The sequence below is a fragment of the Sulfidibacter corallicola genome (assembly GCF_017498545.1).
Lineage (GTDB): Bacteria > Acidobacteriota > Holophagae > Acanthopleuribacterales > Acanthopleuribacteraceae > Sulfidibacter > Sulfidibacter corallicola.
The window spans coordinates 285,726-302,779 of record NZ_CP071793.1 but is presented as its reverse complement, the minus strand read 5'-3'; the positions used below and the strand labels follow the sequence as shown (position 1 = coordinate 302,779).

The 17,054-nt window shown below is 60.9% G+C and carries 12 protein-coding genes; 6 read left to right on the top strand and 6 right to left on the bottom strand.

From position 1 onward, the window contains the following. Nucleotides 1-54: 54 nt before the first annotated feature. Together J3U87_RS00880 and J3U87_RS00875 are read left to right on the top strand one after the other, a co-directional pair. A complete protein-coding gene (locus J3U87_RS00880) occupies nt 55-1,545 on the top strand; it encodes an MlaD family protein (protein ID WP_237381136.1) in 1,491 nt (496 codons plus the stop codon). A 962-nt stretch (nt 1,546-2,507) separates the two neighbouring features. Then, nucleotides 2,508-5,807 carry a hypothetical protein gene (locus tag J3U87_RS00875; protein WP_237381135.1) on the top strand — a complete coding sequence of 1,100 codons (3,300 nt, stop codon included), beginning with the start codon at nt 2,508-2,510 and terminating at the stop codon, nt 5,805-5,807. 220 nt (nt 5,808-6,027) lie between these two features. On the opposite strand, the gene J3U87_RS00870 is transcribed toward J3U87_RS00875, so the two are convergent. Together J3U87_RS00870 and J3U87_RS00865 are read right to left on the bottom strand one after the other, a co-directional pair. Next, nucleotides 6,028-6,447: a hypothetical protein gene (locus tag J3U87_RS00870; RefSeq protein ID WP_237381134.1), complete on the bottom strand. Its 420-nt coding sequence runs from the start codon at nt 6,445-6,447 to the stop codon at nt 6,028-6,030. Then, nucleotides 6,447-7,463, bottom strand: coding sequence for a hypothetical protein (locus tag J3U87_RS00865; RefSeq protein ID WP_237381133.1), 1,017 nt, complete (start codon nt 7,461-7,463; stop codon nt 6,447-6,449). The genes J3U87_RS00870 and J3U87_RS00865 overlap by 1 nt, the downstream gene beginning before the upstream one ends. Nucleotides 7,464-7,668: 205 nt before the next feature. Between J3U87_RS00865 and J3U87_RS00860 the strand changes: the two genes are divergently transcribed. Beyond that, nucleotides 7,669-8,337 (top strand): response regulator, encoded by a 669-nt coding sequence (locus J3U87_RS00860; RefSeq protein ID WP_237381132.1) that lies wholly within the window; start codon nt 7,669-7,671, stop codon nt 8,335-8,337. Next, nucleotides 8,334-9,767 carry a sensor histidine kinase gene (locus J3U87_RS00855; protein ID WP_237381131.1) on the top strand — a complete coding sequence of 478 codons (1,434 nt, stop codon included), beginning with the start codon at nt 8,334-8,336 and terminating at the stop codon, nt 9,765-9,767. The genes J3U87_RS00860 and J3U87_RS00855 overlap by 4 nt, the downstream gene beginning before the upstream one ends. An 11-nt stretch (nt 9,768-9,778) precedes the next feature. Here J3U87_RS00855 and J3U87_RS00850 read toward each other — a convergent pair whose 3' ends face one another. The 4 genes from J3U87_RS00850 to J3U87_RS00835 all read right to left on the bottom strand — a co-directional run bounded on the left by J3U87_RS00850 (nt 9,779) and on the right by J3U87_RS00835 (nt 15,151). After that, nucleotides 9,779-11,461, bottom strand: coding sequence for an ArnT family glycosyltransferase (locus J3U87_RS00850; protein WP_237381130.1), 1,683 nt, complete (start codon nt 11,459-11,461; stop codon nt 9,779-9,781). Further along, on the bottom strand, nt 11,458-11,760 hold the full coding sequence (locus J3U87_RS00845; protein ID WP_237381129.1) for a lipid-A-disaccharide synthase N-terminal domain-containing protein: 303 nt from the start codon (nt 11,758-11,760) through the stop codon (nt 11,458-11,460). Before J3U87_RS00845 ends, J3U87_RS00850 begins: the two co-directional genes overlap by 4 nt. Continuing rightward, nucleotides 11,750-12,553 carry a glycosyltransferase family 2 protein gene (locus J3U87_RS00840; protein WP_237381128.1) on the bottom strand — a complete coding sequence of 268 codons (804 nt, stop codon included), beginning with the start codon at nt 12,551-12,553 and terminating at the stop codon, nt 11,750-11,752. Before J3U87_RS00840 ends, J3U87_RS00845 begins: the two co-directional genes overlap by 11 nt. A gap of 2,052 nt (nt 12,554-14,605) precedes the next feature. After that, nucleotides 14,606-15,151, bottom strand: a complete 546-nt coding sequence (locus tag J3U87_RS00835; RefSeq protein ID WP_237381127.1) for a DUF1579 family protein — start codon at nt 15,149-15,151, stop codon at nt 14,606-14,608. Nucleotides 15,152-15,639: 488 nt separating this feature from the next. Here J3U87_RS00835 and J3U87_RS00830 point away from each other — a divergent pair, with 488 nt between their 5' ends. Both J3U87_RS00830 and J3U87_RS00825 read left to right on the top strand, forming a co-directional pair. Continuing rightward, nucleotides 15,640-16,482 (top strand): DUF4339 domain-containing protein, encoded by an 843-nt coding sequence (locus J3U87_RS00830; protein WP_237381126.1) that lies wholly within the window; start codon nt 15,640-15,642, stop codon nt 16,480-16,482. A gap of 15 nt (nt 16,483-16,497) precedes the next feature. Beyond that, entirely contained in the window at nt 16,498-17,028 is a 531-nt protein-coding gene (locus J3U87_RS00825; RefSeq protein ID WP_237381125.1) for a hypothetical protein, read from the top strand. Nucleotides 17,029-17,054 lie beyond the last annotated feature (26 nt).

Genomic DNA, 17,054 nt, shown 5'->3' with positions numbered 1-17,054 from the left:
ACCCGGCGAACCGCCCCGCCACCCACCCCCTACCGCAGACGAAGTGAGGCTCCCATGAATCGCGAAGCAAAAGTTGGATTGTTCGTCTTGATCGCCGTGGGCGTGATGATCTTTTTTGTATTCAAGACCAGCGACCTGGCCGCCGCCCTCAAGCGCGAGGCACCCTTGCGCGAGCAGCGCGTGATACTCAGCGACGCCTCCGGGATTCGCGAGGATACGGCCGTCCGCGTCGCCGGCGTCAAGGTGGGCCGGGTACTCCGCATCGAGCTGATGGGCAGCGAGGCGGTGGCCACCCTCGGCCTGCCGGCAGACCTGGAGCTCGGCACCGATGCCTACACCGAGCTGCGCAGCCAAGGCGTCTTGGGTGAAAAGTTCATTGCGCTCTTTCCGGGCAGCGAAGGCCGGCTCGGTGCCGATCAGTCGTTGCGGACCGTGGTGCCGCCCTCCCTCGAGGACCTGACCGCGACCTTCAACGCCATCGGCCAGAATTTCCAGGGCATCACCGAAAGCCTCAAGGCCAGCACCGTCGCGGCCGACGGCGGCAACCGCATCGAGGCCATCGCCGCCAACCTGGAAAAGATGTCGGCACTTTTGGTGGCGATGATGGAGGAGAACCGCACCAACATCAAGACCACCACCGGCGAGTTCGCCTCCATGACCCAAAACCTGAATCGCGACCTGCCGGCGATGGTGGCGGAGTTACGCGCCCTGGCCCAGTCCCTCCGCGAAACCAGCCAGGCCAATCGACCCAACATCGATCAGACCATGCAGAACGTGGCGGCGATGAGCGAAAAGTTCAATCGCGCCAGTGCCTCGCTGGCCGAGTTGACTGCCAAGGTGGAGCGCGGCGAGGGTTCCATCGGCAAGCTCTTCAACGATCCCACCACGGTGGACAATCTCAACCAGGTTCTCGAAACCGCCAACGATTCCCTGGGCAAGATCGATCAGTTCCTGGGCAGCGCCGACGCCTTGAAGTTCGACCTGCACGTGCGCAGCGAATACCTTTCGGAGCACAGCACGGCCAAAACCTATTTCGGCCTGCGCATCAAGCCCAGCGACGACAAGTTCTACCTGTTGGAAGGGGTTTCCCGCGATGCCGACCACCTTCCGGGTGAATTGACGCAAACCACCTCCGAAACGTTCGATCCCGACGGCAACCTGGTCTCGCGCACGGTGATTTCCTCCCTCGAGGAGGCCGACGACCTGGAATTCACCGGGCAATTGGCCTATCGTGTGCGCGGCGGACTCTTTGTACGCGGCGGTCTGATCGAGGGCGAGGGCGGCGCCGGGCTCGATTACTTCGCCATGGGCGACCAACTGCAGCTCTCGCTGGAGGGCTTCGATTTCAACCGCGAGAACGACCTGGGCACCCATGCCAAAGCCGGGTTGAGTTTCAAGCTGAAACACGGGCTGCACCTGACGGCCGGCTGGGACGATTTCCTGGAGGAAAGCCTGGATTCGGCGTTCGTGGGCGGCGGTATCCGCTGGAAGGACGACGACCTCAAGATTCTGATCACGAACCTGGGAAGCGTGCTTCGGCGATAAGCCTGTCCACTAAATACACGAAAAAACACGAAAGGGATACTGCCAGCATGGCCTGCCCAGTGTGGCGCCGTGTCACGCGCGACATTTGAGGACTTGTCCACGGATCACACAGATCCACACGAATACGAACTCCGCCATTCCGTTCGACGCCTGTTGCCTTGCTTTCCACGGACCGGAACAAAAGCCCAGATGATAAAAAAAACAACAGACAACCCAGCATAAACTATTGATATTTTTAATGTTAAGCTCAAGCTCTTCTCAGAGCCCCGGTCGTGTGCCACCCATGAGTCCGGTCTATTCGTGTCAATCGGTGTGATTCGTGGACAAAAAGAATGTCGATCGCGATCCACCGCGGGGAGGAACCGATCCCTTCCGAGGTAGCTTGAGGTTTTTCGTGGCTTTTCGTGTCTTTCGTGGACAGATCGTGGAGCCCAAGGAAAATCCTCACGCAAAAAGCACAACGCCTCGGTGTTTGAAACAGCCGCGCTGTTGAAACTCGATCCGTTTTCATAAAAAACCAGCGGGAATCCATCACCCGCAAACACGGAAGAACGCGCCAACCACGACCCCAAGCAAATTTATCTGTCCAAGACAGGCTGCGGAAATTGACTCGATTTTCGTCTCCATATCTTTGAAATCATTGATGATAAACAACTTGATAACTCTTTCTCGATCTCCCGAGAGTACCGATTTTTTCGCGTTCCCCTCGTCGTTTTCACTCTATTTACGGGTCGACATCCCTTCTTATTGTTTTCACGAGAGGTGTGTCGTAGGATCGATATATCACTCATTAAGGTTAGGGCTATTCATTTATTCGGCCCCCGATGTTTCGTGCGTTCTCGACAGGCTGAAGACTCTCTCAATATTTCACCAGCAATCATTTGATCGAGAACGCGACCGAATCGTCGTCGGATTTTTCCTTGTGCCGACCTCGTCTGTTTCCAAATACCAAGGAGGTAATTTTGAAGAAGTTGATCATCGGCGCCGCCATGGCCGTGGTGGCGGTCGCCGGATTCGTGATGTGGCAACCAGACCACACCAATCACTCATTGGAGAAAATGGCCCGCATGAAGGGCGATCCGAAAGGGCCCAAACCGGAGTTCCCCGGTGAATATGCGCAATACCTTCAATCCCGGCGCGAAACACCCAACAACGAGAACCCGGAACGGCTCAACTATCGCTACAAAGACGAAATCCAAGCAAGTCAATTGGCACGGGGCGGGCTGGTCAGCGCGCCGAACTTGCGATTCGAAGACTACGGACCGGGCAACTTCGGCGGTCGTATTCGCGGCATCGTCATCGACCCAGCCGACGGCGACAACATCATCGTCGGCGGTGTCACCGGCGGGATCTGGCGTACCTTCGACGGCGGTCAATCGTGGGCAAACTCCGACGACTTCCTGCCCAACCTGGTGATCTCCTGCCTGTTCATGGACCCCGACAACAGCGATCGGATCTTCGCCGGCACGGGTGAAGGCTTTTTCGGCGTGGGCATGATGCAGGGCCTCGGGATCTTTCAATCGGACGATTTCGGCCTGACCTGGACCCAGCTTCCTTCGACCGACAACTCGAATTTCGATTGGGTGAACCGCATCGCGATGATCCCGAACACCGACATCATCATCGCCGCGACCCGCGCCGGATTGTTCCGTTCCACCGATCTGGGCGCCAATTGGACCGAGGTCAGCGGCCAAGCCATTTCCAGCCGCGGCTTCGTGGACGTCAGGGTCGATCCTTCCAACACGGACCGGCTGTTCGCCTACCACTACGGCAGCGGCACCACGACCCGCTTCTTGATGCGCTCCACCGACGCCGGCGCCAATTGGACCCGTCTCGGCGCGGCCGAGGGCATGCCGACCACCAACATCGGTCGCGGCGAGATCGGCATCGGCTCCGACGGCGTGGTGTACGTCTCGATGGCCAGCAGCAGCGACCAGACCAATGGCCTGTACCGCTCCAACGACGGCGGGCTCACCTTCCAGAAGACCGCTTCCACGACGCCCTACATCGAGCGCCAGGGGTGGTATGACATGATGGTCGGTGTCGATCCCAGCGATTCCGATCGGGTGTTCCTGGGTGCCGTCGACGTCTTCCGCACCGAAGACGCCGGTACGAACATCGGCATGATCACGCGCTGGACCTTCCAGCCGCCGTTCGGCAACACGCAAACCTACGTGCACGCCGACATTCACGGCATCGCCTTCCACCCCCAGGACAGCAACACGGTGTTCATCGTCTGCGACGGCGGCCTCTTCAAAAGTACCGACAGCGGCGACACCTGGACCTCGCTCAACAACGACCTGCGCATCGCCCAGTACTACGGTATCGCGACCCATCCCGACGGAGAGGGCGTCATCGGCGGTACCCAGGACAACGGTTCCCACTACTTCTTCGGGAACCGCGCCATCTGGTACGAATGGTTCGGCGGTGACGGCGGTTTCTGCGCTTGGGACCAACAGGACACCAACTACATCTACGGTTCCACGCCCGGTGGCGGCATGTTCGGTACCTCCAACGAGCCCGCCGACGCGGCCAGCCTCAACTTCCCGGGCGGCGCGGGCGCGCTCTTCATCCAGCCGTTCGAAATCGATCCCAACGACGGCAACCGCATGCTGGTCGGGAGTGGCAGCATCTGGTACACCGAGAACCTGCGTCAGTTGACCGGTGCCAACTGGACCAACACCGGCGCGATCGGCGGCAGCATCAGCGCCACCCGCTTCAGTCCTCACGACGGGTCCATCGCCATGGTCGGCAGCATCAGCGGCAACCTGTCGCGCACCACCGATTTGGGAACCGGCAACAACTGGACCAGTGTCAACGGTCCCTGGAACGGCGACGTCCTCTGGATCGAATTCGACCCGTTCGACACCACCAGCAACACGGTCTATGTGGCCATCGCCGACTTCGGCCCCGACAAAGTGTGGAAAACCACCGACGGCGGCCAGAACTGGACCTCGATTCACGGCAACCTGCCCGAGATTCCGATGAACTCGATCACCGTCGACCCGACCGACGGCTCGCGCCTGTTCCTGGGCTCGGACCTGGGTCTGTGGACCACGAACGACAACGCCAACGAGGGCGGCGCCTTCACGTGGGAACACTACGACTACGGCGTGGCCTGGACCCGTGTGATCCAGCTCCGTTGGGCCAACGACGACGTGCTGTGGGCGGCGACCCACGGCCGCGGCATCATCCGCATCACCCGCGAGCCGTTGGAAGCGACCCTCACCGGCGTGGACGACAGCCAGAGCAACTGCAGTGAAGGCGGCAACCTGGACGGCATCATCGATCGCGGTGAAACCGGATTGGTCAGCTTCCAGGTCACCAATACCGGCGGCCAACCCGTTGCCGACGTCACGGCCACACTGGTCTCCGATTCCACCGACCTGGAGATCCAGACCGCAACCCTGAATCTGGGCACGCTGGCGGCCGGCGCTTCGACCACCGCCACCTTCACCACCAAGCTGGCAGACGATGCGACCTGCACGGGCAACATCAACCTGACCCTGAACTTGGGCGGTGCCGAACCCACCAGCGCCAACTTCAGCATCACGACCGCCGCCAACGAAACCGTTCAGTCCGGTTCGCTCACCGAGGACGCCGAGGGCAACACCCTGTACACCCACAGCGCCCTCTTCGACACGGACGATTGGGCGACGGTCGCCGATCCCACTGACGGCGGCAACAATGTCTGGTTCACCTCCAACCCCGGTGCGTTGTCCGACAAGTCCCTGGCCTCACCGTGGATGACCGCGGATGCCGGCGGCCAGACGATCACCTTCGATCTGTACTACCACACCGAAGGCGACGCGACCCAGCTCTGGGACGGCGCGATGATGGAAATGCGGACCGAAGATCAGGACTGGTTCGATATCGGCAACCTCAGCACCGTGCCCTACGATGGGCCCTTGCTGGACAACAACACGGCCCCCTTCCGCATGGTCTGGTCCGGTGATCAGCGCACCTGGCGCAGCGCCACGGTCGACCTGGGTCAAACCTACAACGGCCAGCGGTTCCAGATCCGGTTCCGCTTCGTCAGCGATTCCAACTCGAACGAGCAGGGATTCTGGGTGGACGACATCGCCATCACCAACGTCAGTTGGGTGACGGACATCGCCTGCAATGCAACGGTTTGCGTCAGTTGCTTCGACACCATCGAAGAGGCGCTGGCGGACATCCGCACCTCGGCGGGTTCCGGCGAATGGCCTTCACAGCAAACGGTCCTGAACTACGTGGACCGCTTGAACAACATCTGCGAATGATGTCGAAAGGGAGGGGCGCCGCCCCTCCCTTTTTCCTGCCGGAAGCTCCCACGTGCGAAGCGAGACGTCGAGCGATACATCGAAACCACACGAGCCGGGAGCCCCCGCAACCCGAAAGAGACACCGATCCCCTTCGAACTAGGCAAATGGAGCGTTCCCGCATCGAGAGCGAGGCGTTGGGCAGGCCTTGGCGGTTCCTCCGGTTCGGCGGGCACTCCGCTCAGCGCAGCGCGATCACCTTCAAGCCGTATTTGCCCAGTTCGCTCTCCTTGTCCGCGGGAATGTAGCCCACGAAGCCAGGGTTGCGGCTGGTATAGGCCAACACAAGACCCCAGCCGTTGACCGTCAGCGGCGGATCGGGTCCCCCCTGCAGCTTGGTGATCAGCCAGTACTCGTTCACGTCGAAGCGATCGGAAAACACGAATCGCTCGAACGACTTGCGCAGATGATCCTTGCGCTTCACCTGAACCGGCCGCAGCACCACGCCCTCCACCGATTTCAACTTCCCCAGGTAGATTTCCCGCAATTGGAAGCGGCTCAAGCTCTCGATGCGGGTATCGGTCGAGGTGACGATCAGGAAGTCCTGGCCCCACGCACTCGCCTGCAACAGGCACCCCAATACCAGGCATCGCCAGATCATCAGAAAATCCATCCCGCCCAACCCAACCATTGGGTGAAGTTCTGGCGGGGATCGCTCTCGATGTGGTTTTGCGACAGCTCCACCCGGAAACGCCACTGGCGGCTGGGGAAAAAGGCCAGGGTCAAGCTTTGCGAGTGCCGCTCGCGGCCCTGGGCCGAAAGCTCGTCCTCACCCTGATCGTGCCGAAAGTTGAGCGTCCACTCTCGCGAGATCTGCCATTTGGCCTTGGCGTACCAGGCCAGCAGGTCGGGAGCCTTGTTGCGGGTCAGGTTCAGCACCTCCACCCGGAACAGCAGCGCCCGATCCCAGAACCAGACCTCGGCGTAGGGAAGCCACGCCTCCACGGAGCGGTCCTTGTCCTTGGGATCGCGGTACAGGATGTAGGAAAAGCCGTAGCGATACCTGTCGAATCGCTGCCACTGTAGGTCGAGACCCACACTCTTGGCGCGGTCGATCGGATGATCGTCGGTGACTTCGTTTTCACTGTGGGACAGGGCGAAGCTGTAGTTGAACTCGCGCTCGCCGAAATAGCGTTTGCCGAACACTTCCAGGCCCACCGACTTGGCGGGCACGTAGCTGTTGTCCTCCATGATCGGCCGACGAATCGAATCGAGCGTGATCGCCCAGTGAATCGGCTTGATGATGCCCGCGCGGGTGTCGAACTTCCCCAACCGCAAATTGACCCACTCGCGCCAATCGTACTGCAGGTAGAGGCGCTCCAAACTCAGCTCGTCGTCCGCCTCGCCCTGCAGGTTGGGTTCCTGCTCGAAGGCGACCTCCGCGAAGCTGCTCCAACGCTTGCCGAAGGTGTATTTGCCGAACACATAGAGGTGCGCGACGTCGAAGAACTCCTGCTCGTCGTCGGCATCGCTGTCCATGTAGAGCATGTCGGCCCAAGCACCGAAGGTAAAGTGATCCTCGAAGCGGTATGGGGTCTCGGCCGGTTCGGTGGGCTCCTCGCCCAGGCAGGGCGTCCACAACCACAGGGTCGCGAGGCACCAGAGGACTTGTTTCAAGGGCGAGGATCCTGTCATGATATTCCTGACCAATGCGCGCCGACCCTTGTCGGGCTCCTGTTCCACAGGCCGACCGGTCCCGAGTTCGTTCACGAGGCCGACTGCGGGGACCTCCCGCCGCACGCGGTTCCCGCCGACGTTGCGCCGCGAGCGAGGGGAACCGAAAATGATGCCGATCATATCATTTTTCCAGTAGGATACAGACATGAGAATCTTATTGGTGGAAGACAATCCGGGCGTCTCCGATTTCGTGCGACGTGGCCTCGAAGAAGAGGGTTATCGGGTCGACCTGGCGCCGGACGGACTGAGCGGAAAACGCCTCGCGGAACAGGAACGCTTCGATTTGCTGATCGTGGACATCATGCTGCCGGGCCTCGACGGATTCTCGCTGGTTCGCCAGCTCCGCGCGGCCCATCGCGACATGCCCATCCTGTTCCTCAGCGCCCGCCAGGACGTGGAGGACCGAGTCCGCGGTCTCGAAACGGGCGGCGACGACTACCTGACCAAACCCTTCGCGTTCACCGAACTCCTGGCACGGGTACGCGCCCTGTTGCGTCGCGTGAACAAGGAAAGGGACCGCCTGGTCGCGGGCGACCTGGTGCTGGACCTGCACGAGCGTGTCGCTTGGCGCAACGAGACGGCCATCCCCCTACAGAACAAGGAGTTCGAGCTGCTGGCCTACCTGATGGAACACGCCGGCGAGATCGTTTCCAAGAGCATGATCATTCGCAATGTCTGGAACTACAACTTCGATCCCGGCACCAACATCGTGCAAGTCCGCATGTCCGCGCTTCGAGACAAAGTCGATCGCCCCTTCGACAAGGCCTTGATCCACACCATTCGCGGCGTGGGCTACCTGCTGAAAAGCGAATGAGTTTCCCCCCGGCCACTCTACCGGATCCGGCGACGAAACGATCGCCTTCGCTGCTTTCCCACCTGGTTCTGGTGAACCTCGCGGTGCTGGGCATCGCGTTCCTGATCACCTTCGGCCTCTTGGACGGCTACTTGCGCGGAAAACTGTGGGAGGACCTGGACAGCGAACTGCAGACCCACGTCATGGTCCTGACCACCGAGATCGATCGCATCAGTCCCACCCCGACCCGGCGGGATTGGGCCCGGCTCTTGGAACAGTTCGGCTTGGCCCACGGCATCGCCCACTCGATCTTCCAACTGCTGGACGGCGAGGGCCACCTTCTGGCCGGATCGGAACCACTTCACTGGCAGGACTTGACCTCATCGGTAACCGGCTTGGCGGGGCTGGAGCTGTATGCCTTTCGCTGGGAGACCCAGGACCTCGAGGGCCGGATCGTCCGGTTGCTCTACTACCGACTTTCGGAAGACCACATCCTGCGTGTCGGCCTCGATACGGTCGAGCTCCGCCGCCAAATCCACCAATCCCGGCTCATCTTCGTGGTCGGCGCCCTTACGACCATGATCCTCACGGTCGGCTTCAGCTTCCTGAACACCCGCAAGGCCATTCAGGGGGTGCGGGCGGTGACCCGCAAGGCCCAATCCATTCGCGGACGAAACCAGCTCGGCGAGCAGGTCGAGCTGCCCACCGGATTCCGCGAGACCGACGAATTGGCCGGGACCTTCAACGAGATGCAGGGGCGCATCCGCCGCCTCGTGCAAAACCTGAAAATGGTGATGGATCACTTCGCCCACGACCTCAAGACGCCGATCACCCGGCTGCGCGGGCTCGGCGAGGAGCGGGTACGGCGGGGCTCCGGAGATCTGGAGTTCGGGGCGGCGGTCGTGGGCGAATGCGACCGCATCATGGTTCTGTTGGAATCGCTGCTGGAAATCACCTCGGCCGATTCGGGCCTGCACCCCTGGCGGCACGAACGCTTCGACTGGGCCGCGGAGGTAGCCGAGGGTTGCGAGCTCTTTCGCCCCGCGATCGAGGGGAAAGGCCTGGACTTACGCCTGAATCTCCCAGAAACCCAGCACATCCAGGGTGATGCACGTGCGCTGCAACGCATCGTGGCCAACCTGATCGAAAATGCCATCAAGTACACCGAACGAGGCTGGATCGAGGTTACGCTGACCGCCACCGCCGAGGGAGCCCGACTGCAGGTCACCGACAGCGGCATCGGTATCGCGGAAACGGACGTGGACCGGGTGTTCGAACCCTTTTTCCGTGTGGATCAGAGTCGCAGCGGTGGCGGCCATGGTCTCGGCCTCAGCTACTGCAAGGCGGTGTTACAGGCCATGGGCGGCCAAATTCGTTGCGAGCCACAGCCGGAAGGCGGCACCCGGTTTACCGTCGAAGTGCCGTCCCACACGGCCCCCAAGTCTCCATGAGCGGCGCCATCCTACTTCGGTGCGACGGTCCCGAGCAACAGCATGCGCTTGTTGCTCACCCGCCGTTCCACGTAGGGATGCAGCCGCGCGCGTAGGTCCTCGGGATATTGCTCGAAATGCTCTTCGCGAACGATCACCCAACCGCGAGGATGGTCGTTCAGAAAGTCCTCGAGGCTCGGTAGGTGGGGAAACTCGGGATCGGGCGTTTTGAGTTCGACCAGGGGTCGCTGGCCATAGAACCGATAGGCGGCGCGAAACTGGACCATGCCCACCGGTCGTTCCGGATCGGCGGGGGTCACGATGCGATTCACGTCCTCCATGAACAGGCGCGCACTGCGCACGGGTGCGATCCACGGCAGCAGGACCTGCCAGACCATCAGGTTCAACAGGACCACCGAGGCGAAAATCAGCCCGAAGGCTGGCTTGGTTCGCCGCAACCGGATGCACATGAGCGCCGCCAGGCCGCAACACCCCATCGGCAAGGCGAACAAACCCAGCCCCATCGCGGGGATGACCAGCCCGGTATCCTCGAGCGCGGGTATCGCGAACCAACCCATGGCGGCGCCGAACAGGCCCAGCCCCAACAGGGCCAGCGGCAACGCGGCCCAAGCCATGCCCATGCGAACGTGCGGATTGAGGCGCCAAGGATGGATGAAACGCGCAACCAGATATGCGGCAAAGGGATAGAGCGGAAGGATATAGATGTTGCGCTTGCCCTTGGACACACTGAAAAACACCAGCGTGAACAGGATCATGGCAAGCGAGAACCGCTGCTTTTCGTCCAAATGCCGCCAGGCCCGCTTGCCGTAGGGCAGGGACAACAGGAGTAGGGGGCTCCATGGGAAAAAGTCCGTCAGCAAGACCCGCAAGAAATAATAGAAGGGTTGGTGATGGTGCCAGGCATGGAAGTAGCGCACGACCGTCTGTTTGAACACCAGGCTCTGCACGTAGGACCATTGCTGGGTCAGCGCGCTCTCCACCAACAGGCCCGCCAGCCAAAGCGCCGGCGGCAGCAGGCCCCACAGTAATGCCCTCACGGGAAAATCGCGCAGTTTTCGATCCTCGGACACCAGGAGATACAGCGCCAGCGCCCCCGCCGGTACCAGGTATCCCACCGGTCCCTTGGCCAATACCGCCAAGCCCCACAGCAGCCCGGTCACCCACGGCCGTTGCGCATCGCGGCAGCGAATGTCTCGATAGGCGTGACACAAGGAGGCGGTCGTCAACAGGCACAGCAGCAGGTCGATCTGGGCCCGATGCGCCTGCAGCATGAACGTGAAGCCGGTGCCCAGCACCATCGCCGTCACCAGGCCCAGCGGCCGTTCCTTCCTGCCGTCACCGGCCCACAAGGCCACCAGGACCAGAAGCGCAATGGCCGAAAGCGCCGAAGGCAGGCGGGCCGTCCAAGCGTTCACCTCACCGCCGTTCAGCAGCGAAAGGATCGCGATGCTCCAGAAAAACAGCGGCGGTTTGTGCGCATAGGGCTGGTCGTTGCGGTGCAGGAACAGCCAGTGCCCCTCGTCGATCATCTCGCGCGCGACCAACGCATACCTCGGCTCGTCCGGGGCCGACAGATCGAAGCTGCCCAACCCCACCAGGAAACACAGGACCAGCAGCACGAGCGATCCCAGCACCCACGATCGGGCATCCGGCGGAGTTTCGTTTCCATGCGTTGCGGCGGGGCGGTCGGTCAAGTGGCCACCTGTTCGACGGCAGGTCGTTGATGAATGAGCACGATGTTGCGCAGGTAATTGAGGACACCCACGATCTGACCCAGCACGAAGACCGGGTCACGACGAAGCGCCGCGTAGGTCAGCAACAACAGACCGCCAGCCAAGCTGAGCCACCAAAAGGCGACGGGCACGTACGATGCCTTGCGGCGCTCCGAAACCAGCCACTGGATGATCCACCGACCGAAGAAGAGCGCCTGACCGAGGAAACCCAGGACGGCCAGGGGACTGCTCAAAAATTCTAGCACCGAATCAGGAGGCATGGTTGGCCACCAGCCGGTTGGGTGACTCGGCCGCCTGGGACGCCTCCGCACGAAATGCCTCGGCCGAATGCACTTTCGCCGCTCCGTTCCGGGCGACCCGGTAGTTCAGGCGCCGCTTTTTCATCCAGCGCACGGCCAGCAAATCCAGGAAGGAGCGCAGCAACCGGTTGCGAATCCCGTACTTGGAAACGCCCTTCAGCCGCGGCAGATGGTTCACGGGCACTTCCACGACCTCGTATCCCTCCATCTTCACCAAGATCGGCAGGAACCGGTGCATGCCCTCGTAGAGCTTGAGCCGGTCGATGCACTCCTTGCGAAACAGCTTCAGGCTGCAGCCGGTGTCGGTGATGTTTTCGTCGGAGAGGCGGTTGCGCACCCAATTGGCGATCCTGGAGGAGAGCCTGCGCACCGCGCTGTCGTTGCGGTTGAGGCGCACGCCGCACACGCAGCCCACACCGGGCGCCATGCTTTCGAGCAGGCGCGGCAGGTCGGCGGGGTCATTCTGGAGATCGGCGTCCATGGTCAGGACCAGCGGAAACCTGGCGTGGCGCATGCCCGCGTCCATGGCCGCGGTTTGCCCGTAGTTGCGATCGAAATGAAGGGGTCGGACCCGACGTTGGCGCGTCGCGATGTCGTTGATGCGTTCGGTCGATCCATCGCGGGAGCCGTCATCGACCAGGATCAGTTCCCACTGGGTGATGTGGTTCTCCTCCATGGCGCGACACACGCGGTGAACCAGCGGTTCCAGGTTTTCCAATTCGTTGAAAACAGGCGCGACAACACTGATACTCACGATTCATCTCCCTTTCGGCGGCATTGCGAGCGGCGCCCGGCGGCTTGGTGCCGCAGGCGTTCCGGCTCGAAAAAAAGCCTAGCTCGACGTGGTTTGAATGAACCGTTACAAAAAAATAATCTTCCTCAAATCTACGTGAAATGGGGCGGTGGCCGTAGGTCTCGGCGGGGTTTCAATCTCCATTTTTGGATGTGACACCTCTTGGTTTCCAGGGGCCACGAACCAGCGGGCGCCCAGCTCGATTTCGAGAAAGAAACACGCGAGGAGAGCCGATTCGGAAAGCCCACATGCGCACAAGAGACGTAAAGCCTGTAGGTTGGCCCGCCGGGCCGACACGTCGAAGTAACCCAAGCAACAGCAATCAATTGCGCCAAAGAGCAAAGCCGATTCTTTCCCTCACCACCCCCATCGAAAGCCGTAAGGTCCAAGGTTCCCCCATCGTGAGAGGAGAGCCAGGCCTGTAGGTGGAGCAGCTTGCTCCACCAATCGAAGCAACTCAAGCAACGACAACCCATTGCGCCAAAGAGCAAAGCCGATTCTTTCCCTCACCACCCCCATCGAAAGCCGTAAGGTCCAAGGTTCCCCCATCGTGAGGGGAGAGCCAGGCCTGTAGGTTGGCCCGCCGGGCCGACTTTTCGAAGTCGCTCAACCCACGAGCCCACGCAATTCCCAAGAGCGAAGCTCCCACTCGCGATGGTTCGTCTCGACCGAAGTACCTGGGGCTGAAGTTCCCGAATCTCGAAAGAGGCACCGTGCCGTAGGCTTGGCAGGGGCGGTAAGCCAGCTTGCCTTACCGCCCCTGTCTTACCGGCCCTGCCATACCGGCTGTGCTCAACCAATCGAGGCGACCTAGCACAGGTCGATATCGATCATCGAGAGATCCAGAGACCCGGCTTATCTGCTTCGCTCATTATCCGCTCGACCTTGCGAAGCATGGCCCGCTTCGAAGTGTCGGCCGAGCCGGCCAACCTACCACCCCGCCGACCCTCAAAGCATGCGGGAACTCTGATCAAGGATCACTTCGACAAGTTCATCCGGCGGATGAACCTACCTGGCACGACGAATCTCTCAGAATCCGGGGGCTCCGAGCTACTTGGTTTCAAGAGAGCCACGAACAAACCGCGCGGGCGCCCGGCTTGATTTCGAGATTAAAACCACGCGAAGCTAGCAGGCATGGTGGTCCCGGCTGCCTGAGTGAATCCTCGGGCAGGGCCGCCAAGGCCAGGTAGGTGCGACCGCTGGTCGCACATTCCAAAGCTTCCGCTTCTATTGATGCTTCGCTCTTTGACGTTTCGTATTCACGCAGGCTCGATCGCTTCGATGTGTCGGCCGAGCCGGCCAATCTACCACCCCGCCGACCCTCAAAGCATGCGGGAACTCTGGTCATGGATCACTTCGGCAAGTTCATCCGGCGGATGAACCTACCTGGCACGACGAATCTCTCAGAATCCGGGGACTCCGAGCTACTTGGTTTCAAGAGAGCCACGAACAAACCGCGCGGGCGCCCGGCTCGATTTCGAGATTAAAACCACGCGAAGCTAGCAGGCATGGTGGCCCGGCTGCCTGAGTGAATCCTCGGGCAGGGCCGCCAAGGCCAGGTAGGTGCGACCGCTGGTCGCACATTCCAAAGCTTCCGCTTCTATTGATGCTTCGCTCTTTGACGTTTCGTATTCACGCAGGCTCGATCGCTTCGAAGTGTCGGCCGGGCCGGCCAACCTACCACCCCGCCGGCCCTCAAAGCATGCGGGAACTCTGGTCATGGATCACTTCCACAAATGCAGCCGGCGTTCGTCTGCCTACCGATAGCATTCAAAAAAAGCGTGCCCGCCAACCGCCCCGAGTGCGGGTGACGGACACGCAAATGCGCCTAACACTGCGTGCCGTAGTTTCGACGATGTGTGGGTGGGGCGAGGGCCCGTCTGGCCGAGGATCGCGTCGGGTGCATCCCATTGCCCTGAATGACGCGACCCTGGGCGCGGGCCGCTTGGCTCGCCCAAATCACGTGGCGGAACTTCGGTTCGCGGCTCAGGTGCGCTGCCTTGAATCGTGTGATCAGCTCGCCGTCTTGCGGCTGTAGGTCAGGACCCACAGGTCTTTCCAGGTCTTGCCGTCATCCACCGACGACTGCCAGTCCCAGGTAAATCCGTTCTTGTCGATGTTCCGAAACACCATGCGCCGAACCAGGTTCTTGCCGTCTTTGGTCTTCACCGGCGCCATGCGCAATTCCATCTTGCCGTCGGCGAAAGTACCCGTGAACACCATGTAGCCACCGGTGCTGTCGACCCAGGTTTGCTGCCATTTTTTGGTCTGGGGATTGTAGACCGACCAACTGCGGCCTTCGAACCCACCGCCGCTGAAATTCTCTTCCACGATGCAACTGCCCAAAATCTTGTGAATTCGGTTGCTGCCCTTTTGGGTTTGTCCCTTGGCGTCGGTCCAGGTCACATCCCATTCGCCCACCCAAAAATCGAACTGGGCGCCCTCGGGTAGATCGCAGGGCCGGGGCGGTTTGGTTTTGGCGGCGTCTTCACCGGCCGCGGCAAATCCGGAAAACAACAAGAGCAGACAACTGATGAGCGCGATGCGGGGCTGAAGCATGAGTGATCCTCCTGAACGTGGTTTCGGGACGCGTCGCGTCTCCGATAGGTGGTTGGTTTCGACACACCCAGGTTAACGCAAGCCCGGCGGGCGGCATCGTGATGGTTTTCCCATCAAATCGTGATGATCAAAACCTCCGCTCTAAATAAACCACTTACATCCACATGTGATGGGATTGCGGTGACTCCGGACGGGTACCGGGGCCGCAGCGCTACGGCGATCATCACCTTCTCATCAGGACCGTCCCGGCCAAGTCGCAAAAGAATCGCCCGATCCCCATGACCTGGAACGCCAGTCCTGGTAAACTCGATGCCAATAAGAATTTCCCAACTGCCAAACCAACCGTTTTCGTTCGGCACGCCCAGGCTTCCCGTGCGCGCCTACCATGAACCACGGCTTGGCATTCCTCGCCCACCCCGCCCGCCGGCTGCGAGACGGCTCTCGCCGACCGGCACACGCATAGCGAATCAAACGCCTTGGAGGCTTTCATGTCTTTGCCCGAATTACCGGCTTCCGACCAAAGCGTGATCCACGTGCATCACCAGGGTCAAAACACGGGACCCTTCACCGGTCCCGAAATTGTTGCCAAATTGAACTCCGGCGAGCTGGACAGCAACGATCCCTTCTGGTTCCCGGGAATGCAGAACTGGGTCCCATTGGCTCAACATCCCGAGGTCACGAAGCATTACGGCGGCGGCGCGCCCGCCGCGGGATCACCGCCTCCTCCGGTACCCCAGGCGGCGCCCGCCGCGTCCGCCGGCGTCCCCCAAAACGAAGACGACCGCCTGGATGCGCTGTTCGGCACCCTGATCAAAAAGAGTTGGAACTATCTCGACGAGCAGAATTTCGCGACCCAAATCGACGAAATCTTTCTCGGTGCCGTGATCACCTCGACCCTCGACGCCGGTTACAACCTGATCGACCTCACCTCAGACGGAACCCATCACTACCTGCGCTTCGAAAACTTCGAAGACGGTTCACGCACCATCTTCCGCCTCAACCACCTCACCGGCGATCAAGTCTACGCCAAGGTATTGGGCCAGAAGGCCAACGTGGTCCTGGGCTATGGCGAAAAGGTCGGCAACATCTCCAAGGTCCTCTCGGCCCTGAAAGCCGAGCTGAAAAGCAGCTTCATCCTCAATCCCGAGCCGGGCTCCATCGTGGTGGACGGCGACCTGACCTCGGGCTACGTCTACTGCCAGGTGGATATGTTCTGGTCGTTGGACGACATCATCAGCCGCGACTACAGCATCGACTACAGCAAATTGGCCGATTGGATTCGTGCCTCGAACCACGCGCTGCGCAAATACTTGCGCGGTCGATTCATGTAAGCGGGAGGACGGCAGATGTTCAACTTCATTACCAAATTCGCCCACAAGTCCGAGATTCGCGAGTCCAAGGACGAAATCCTGATTGGCGAAATCGTCCGAGCCATGGGTCGCCAGGGCTATCCCTCCATCGCCTACCAGGCCCACGACGACCGCCAACGGGTCCGTTTCTACGCCCACAAGGATCCCCTGCTGCACAGCATCTACATCACCCTCGACCGCAAGACCGGTTCGGGCATGATCAGTGCCGCACTGATAGGGTCCAAGGCCACGCTCCAAATCAGCGCCGAGATCAAGAACTTGCTGACCGACCCGGACGACCTGGTCAACATGTTCAAGACCGACTTGGCCAACATGTTCAAGGTGCCGGTGATCGGCGGTATCAAGCTGAATCACGAAATGAACAGCGTCTTCGCTTCGGTCACCAAGATCATCGAGATCGACAACTACGTGCTGAAAGGCGATGCGGGTACCCAGGGCCTGATGGACATCATCTCGCAAACGGTTTCGGAGCTTCGGGAAAAACTGAAGCCCTACAAGCGAGCCTGAACCCAGGAGCCCAACCCCGCTCGTGA

Excerpts from the sequence above, each read along its gene's own strand:
- J3U87_RS00880 (WP_237381136.1), top strand. The coding sequence starts at position 55 with ATGAATCGCGAAGCAAAAGTTGGATTGTTCGTCTTGATCGCCGTGGGC.
- J3U87_RS00870 (WP_237381134.1), bottom strand. The coding sequence starts at position 6,447 with ATGATCTGGCGATGCCTGGTATTGGGGTGCCTGTTGCAGGCGAGTGCG.
- J3U87_RS00860 (WP_237381132.1), top strand. The coding sequence starts at position 7,669 with ATGAGAATCTTATTGGTGGAAGACAATCCGGGCGTCTCCGATTTCGTG.
- J3U87_RS00855 (WP_237381131.1), top strand. The coding sequence starts at position 8,334 with ATGAGTTTCCCCCCGGCCACTCTACCGGATCCGGCGACGAAACGATCG.
- J3U87_RS00845 (WP_237381129.1), bottom strand. The coding sequence starts at position 11,760 with ATGCCTCCTGATTCGGTGCTAGAATTTTTGAGCAGTCCCCTGGCCGTC.
- J3U87_RS00835 (WP_237381127.1), bottom strand. The coding sequence starts at position 15,151 with ATGCTTCAGCCCCGCATCGCGCTCATCAGTTGTCTGCTCTTGTTGTTT.
- J3U87_RS00830 (WP_237381126.1), top strand. The coding sequence starts at position 15,640 with ATGTCTTTGCCCGAATTACCGGCTTCCGACCAAAGCGTGATCCACGTG.
- J3U87_RS00825 (WP_237381125.1), top strand. The coding sequence starts at position 16,498 with ATGTTCAACTTCATTACCAAATTCGCCCACAAGTCCGAGATTCGCGAG.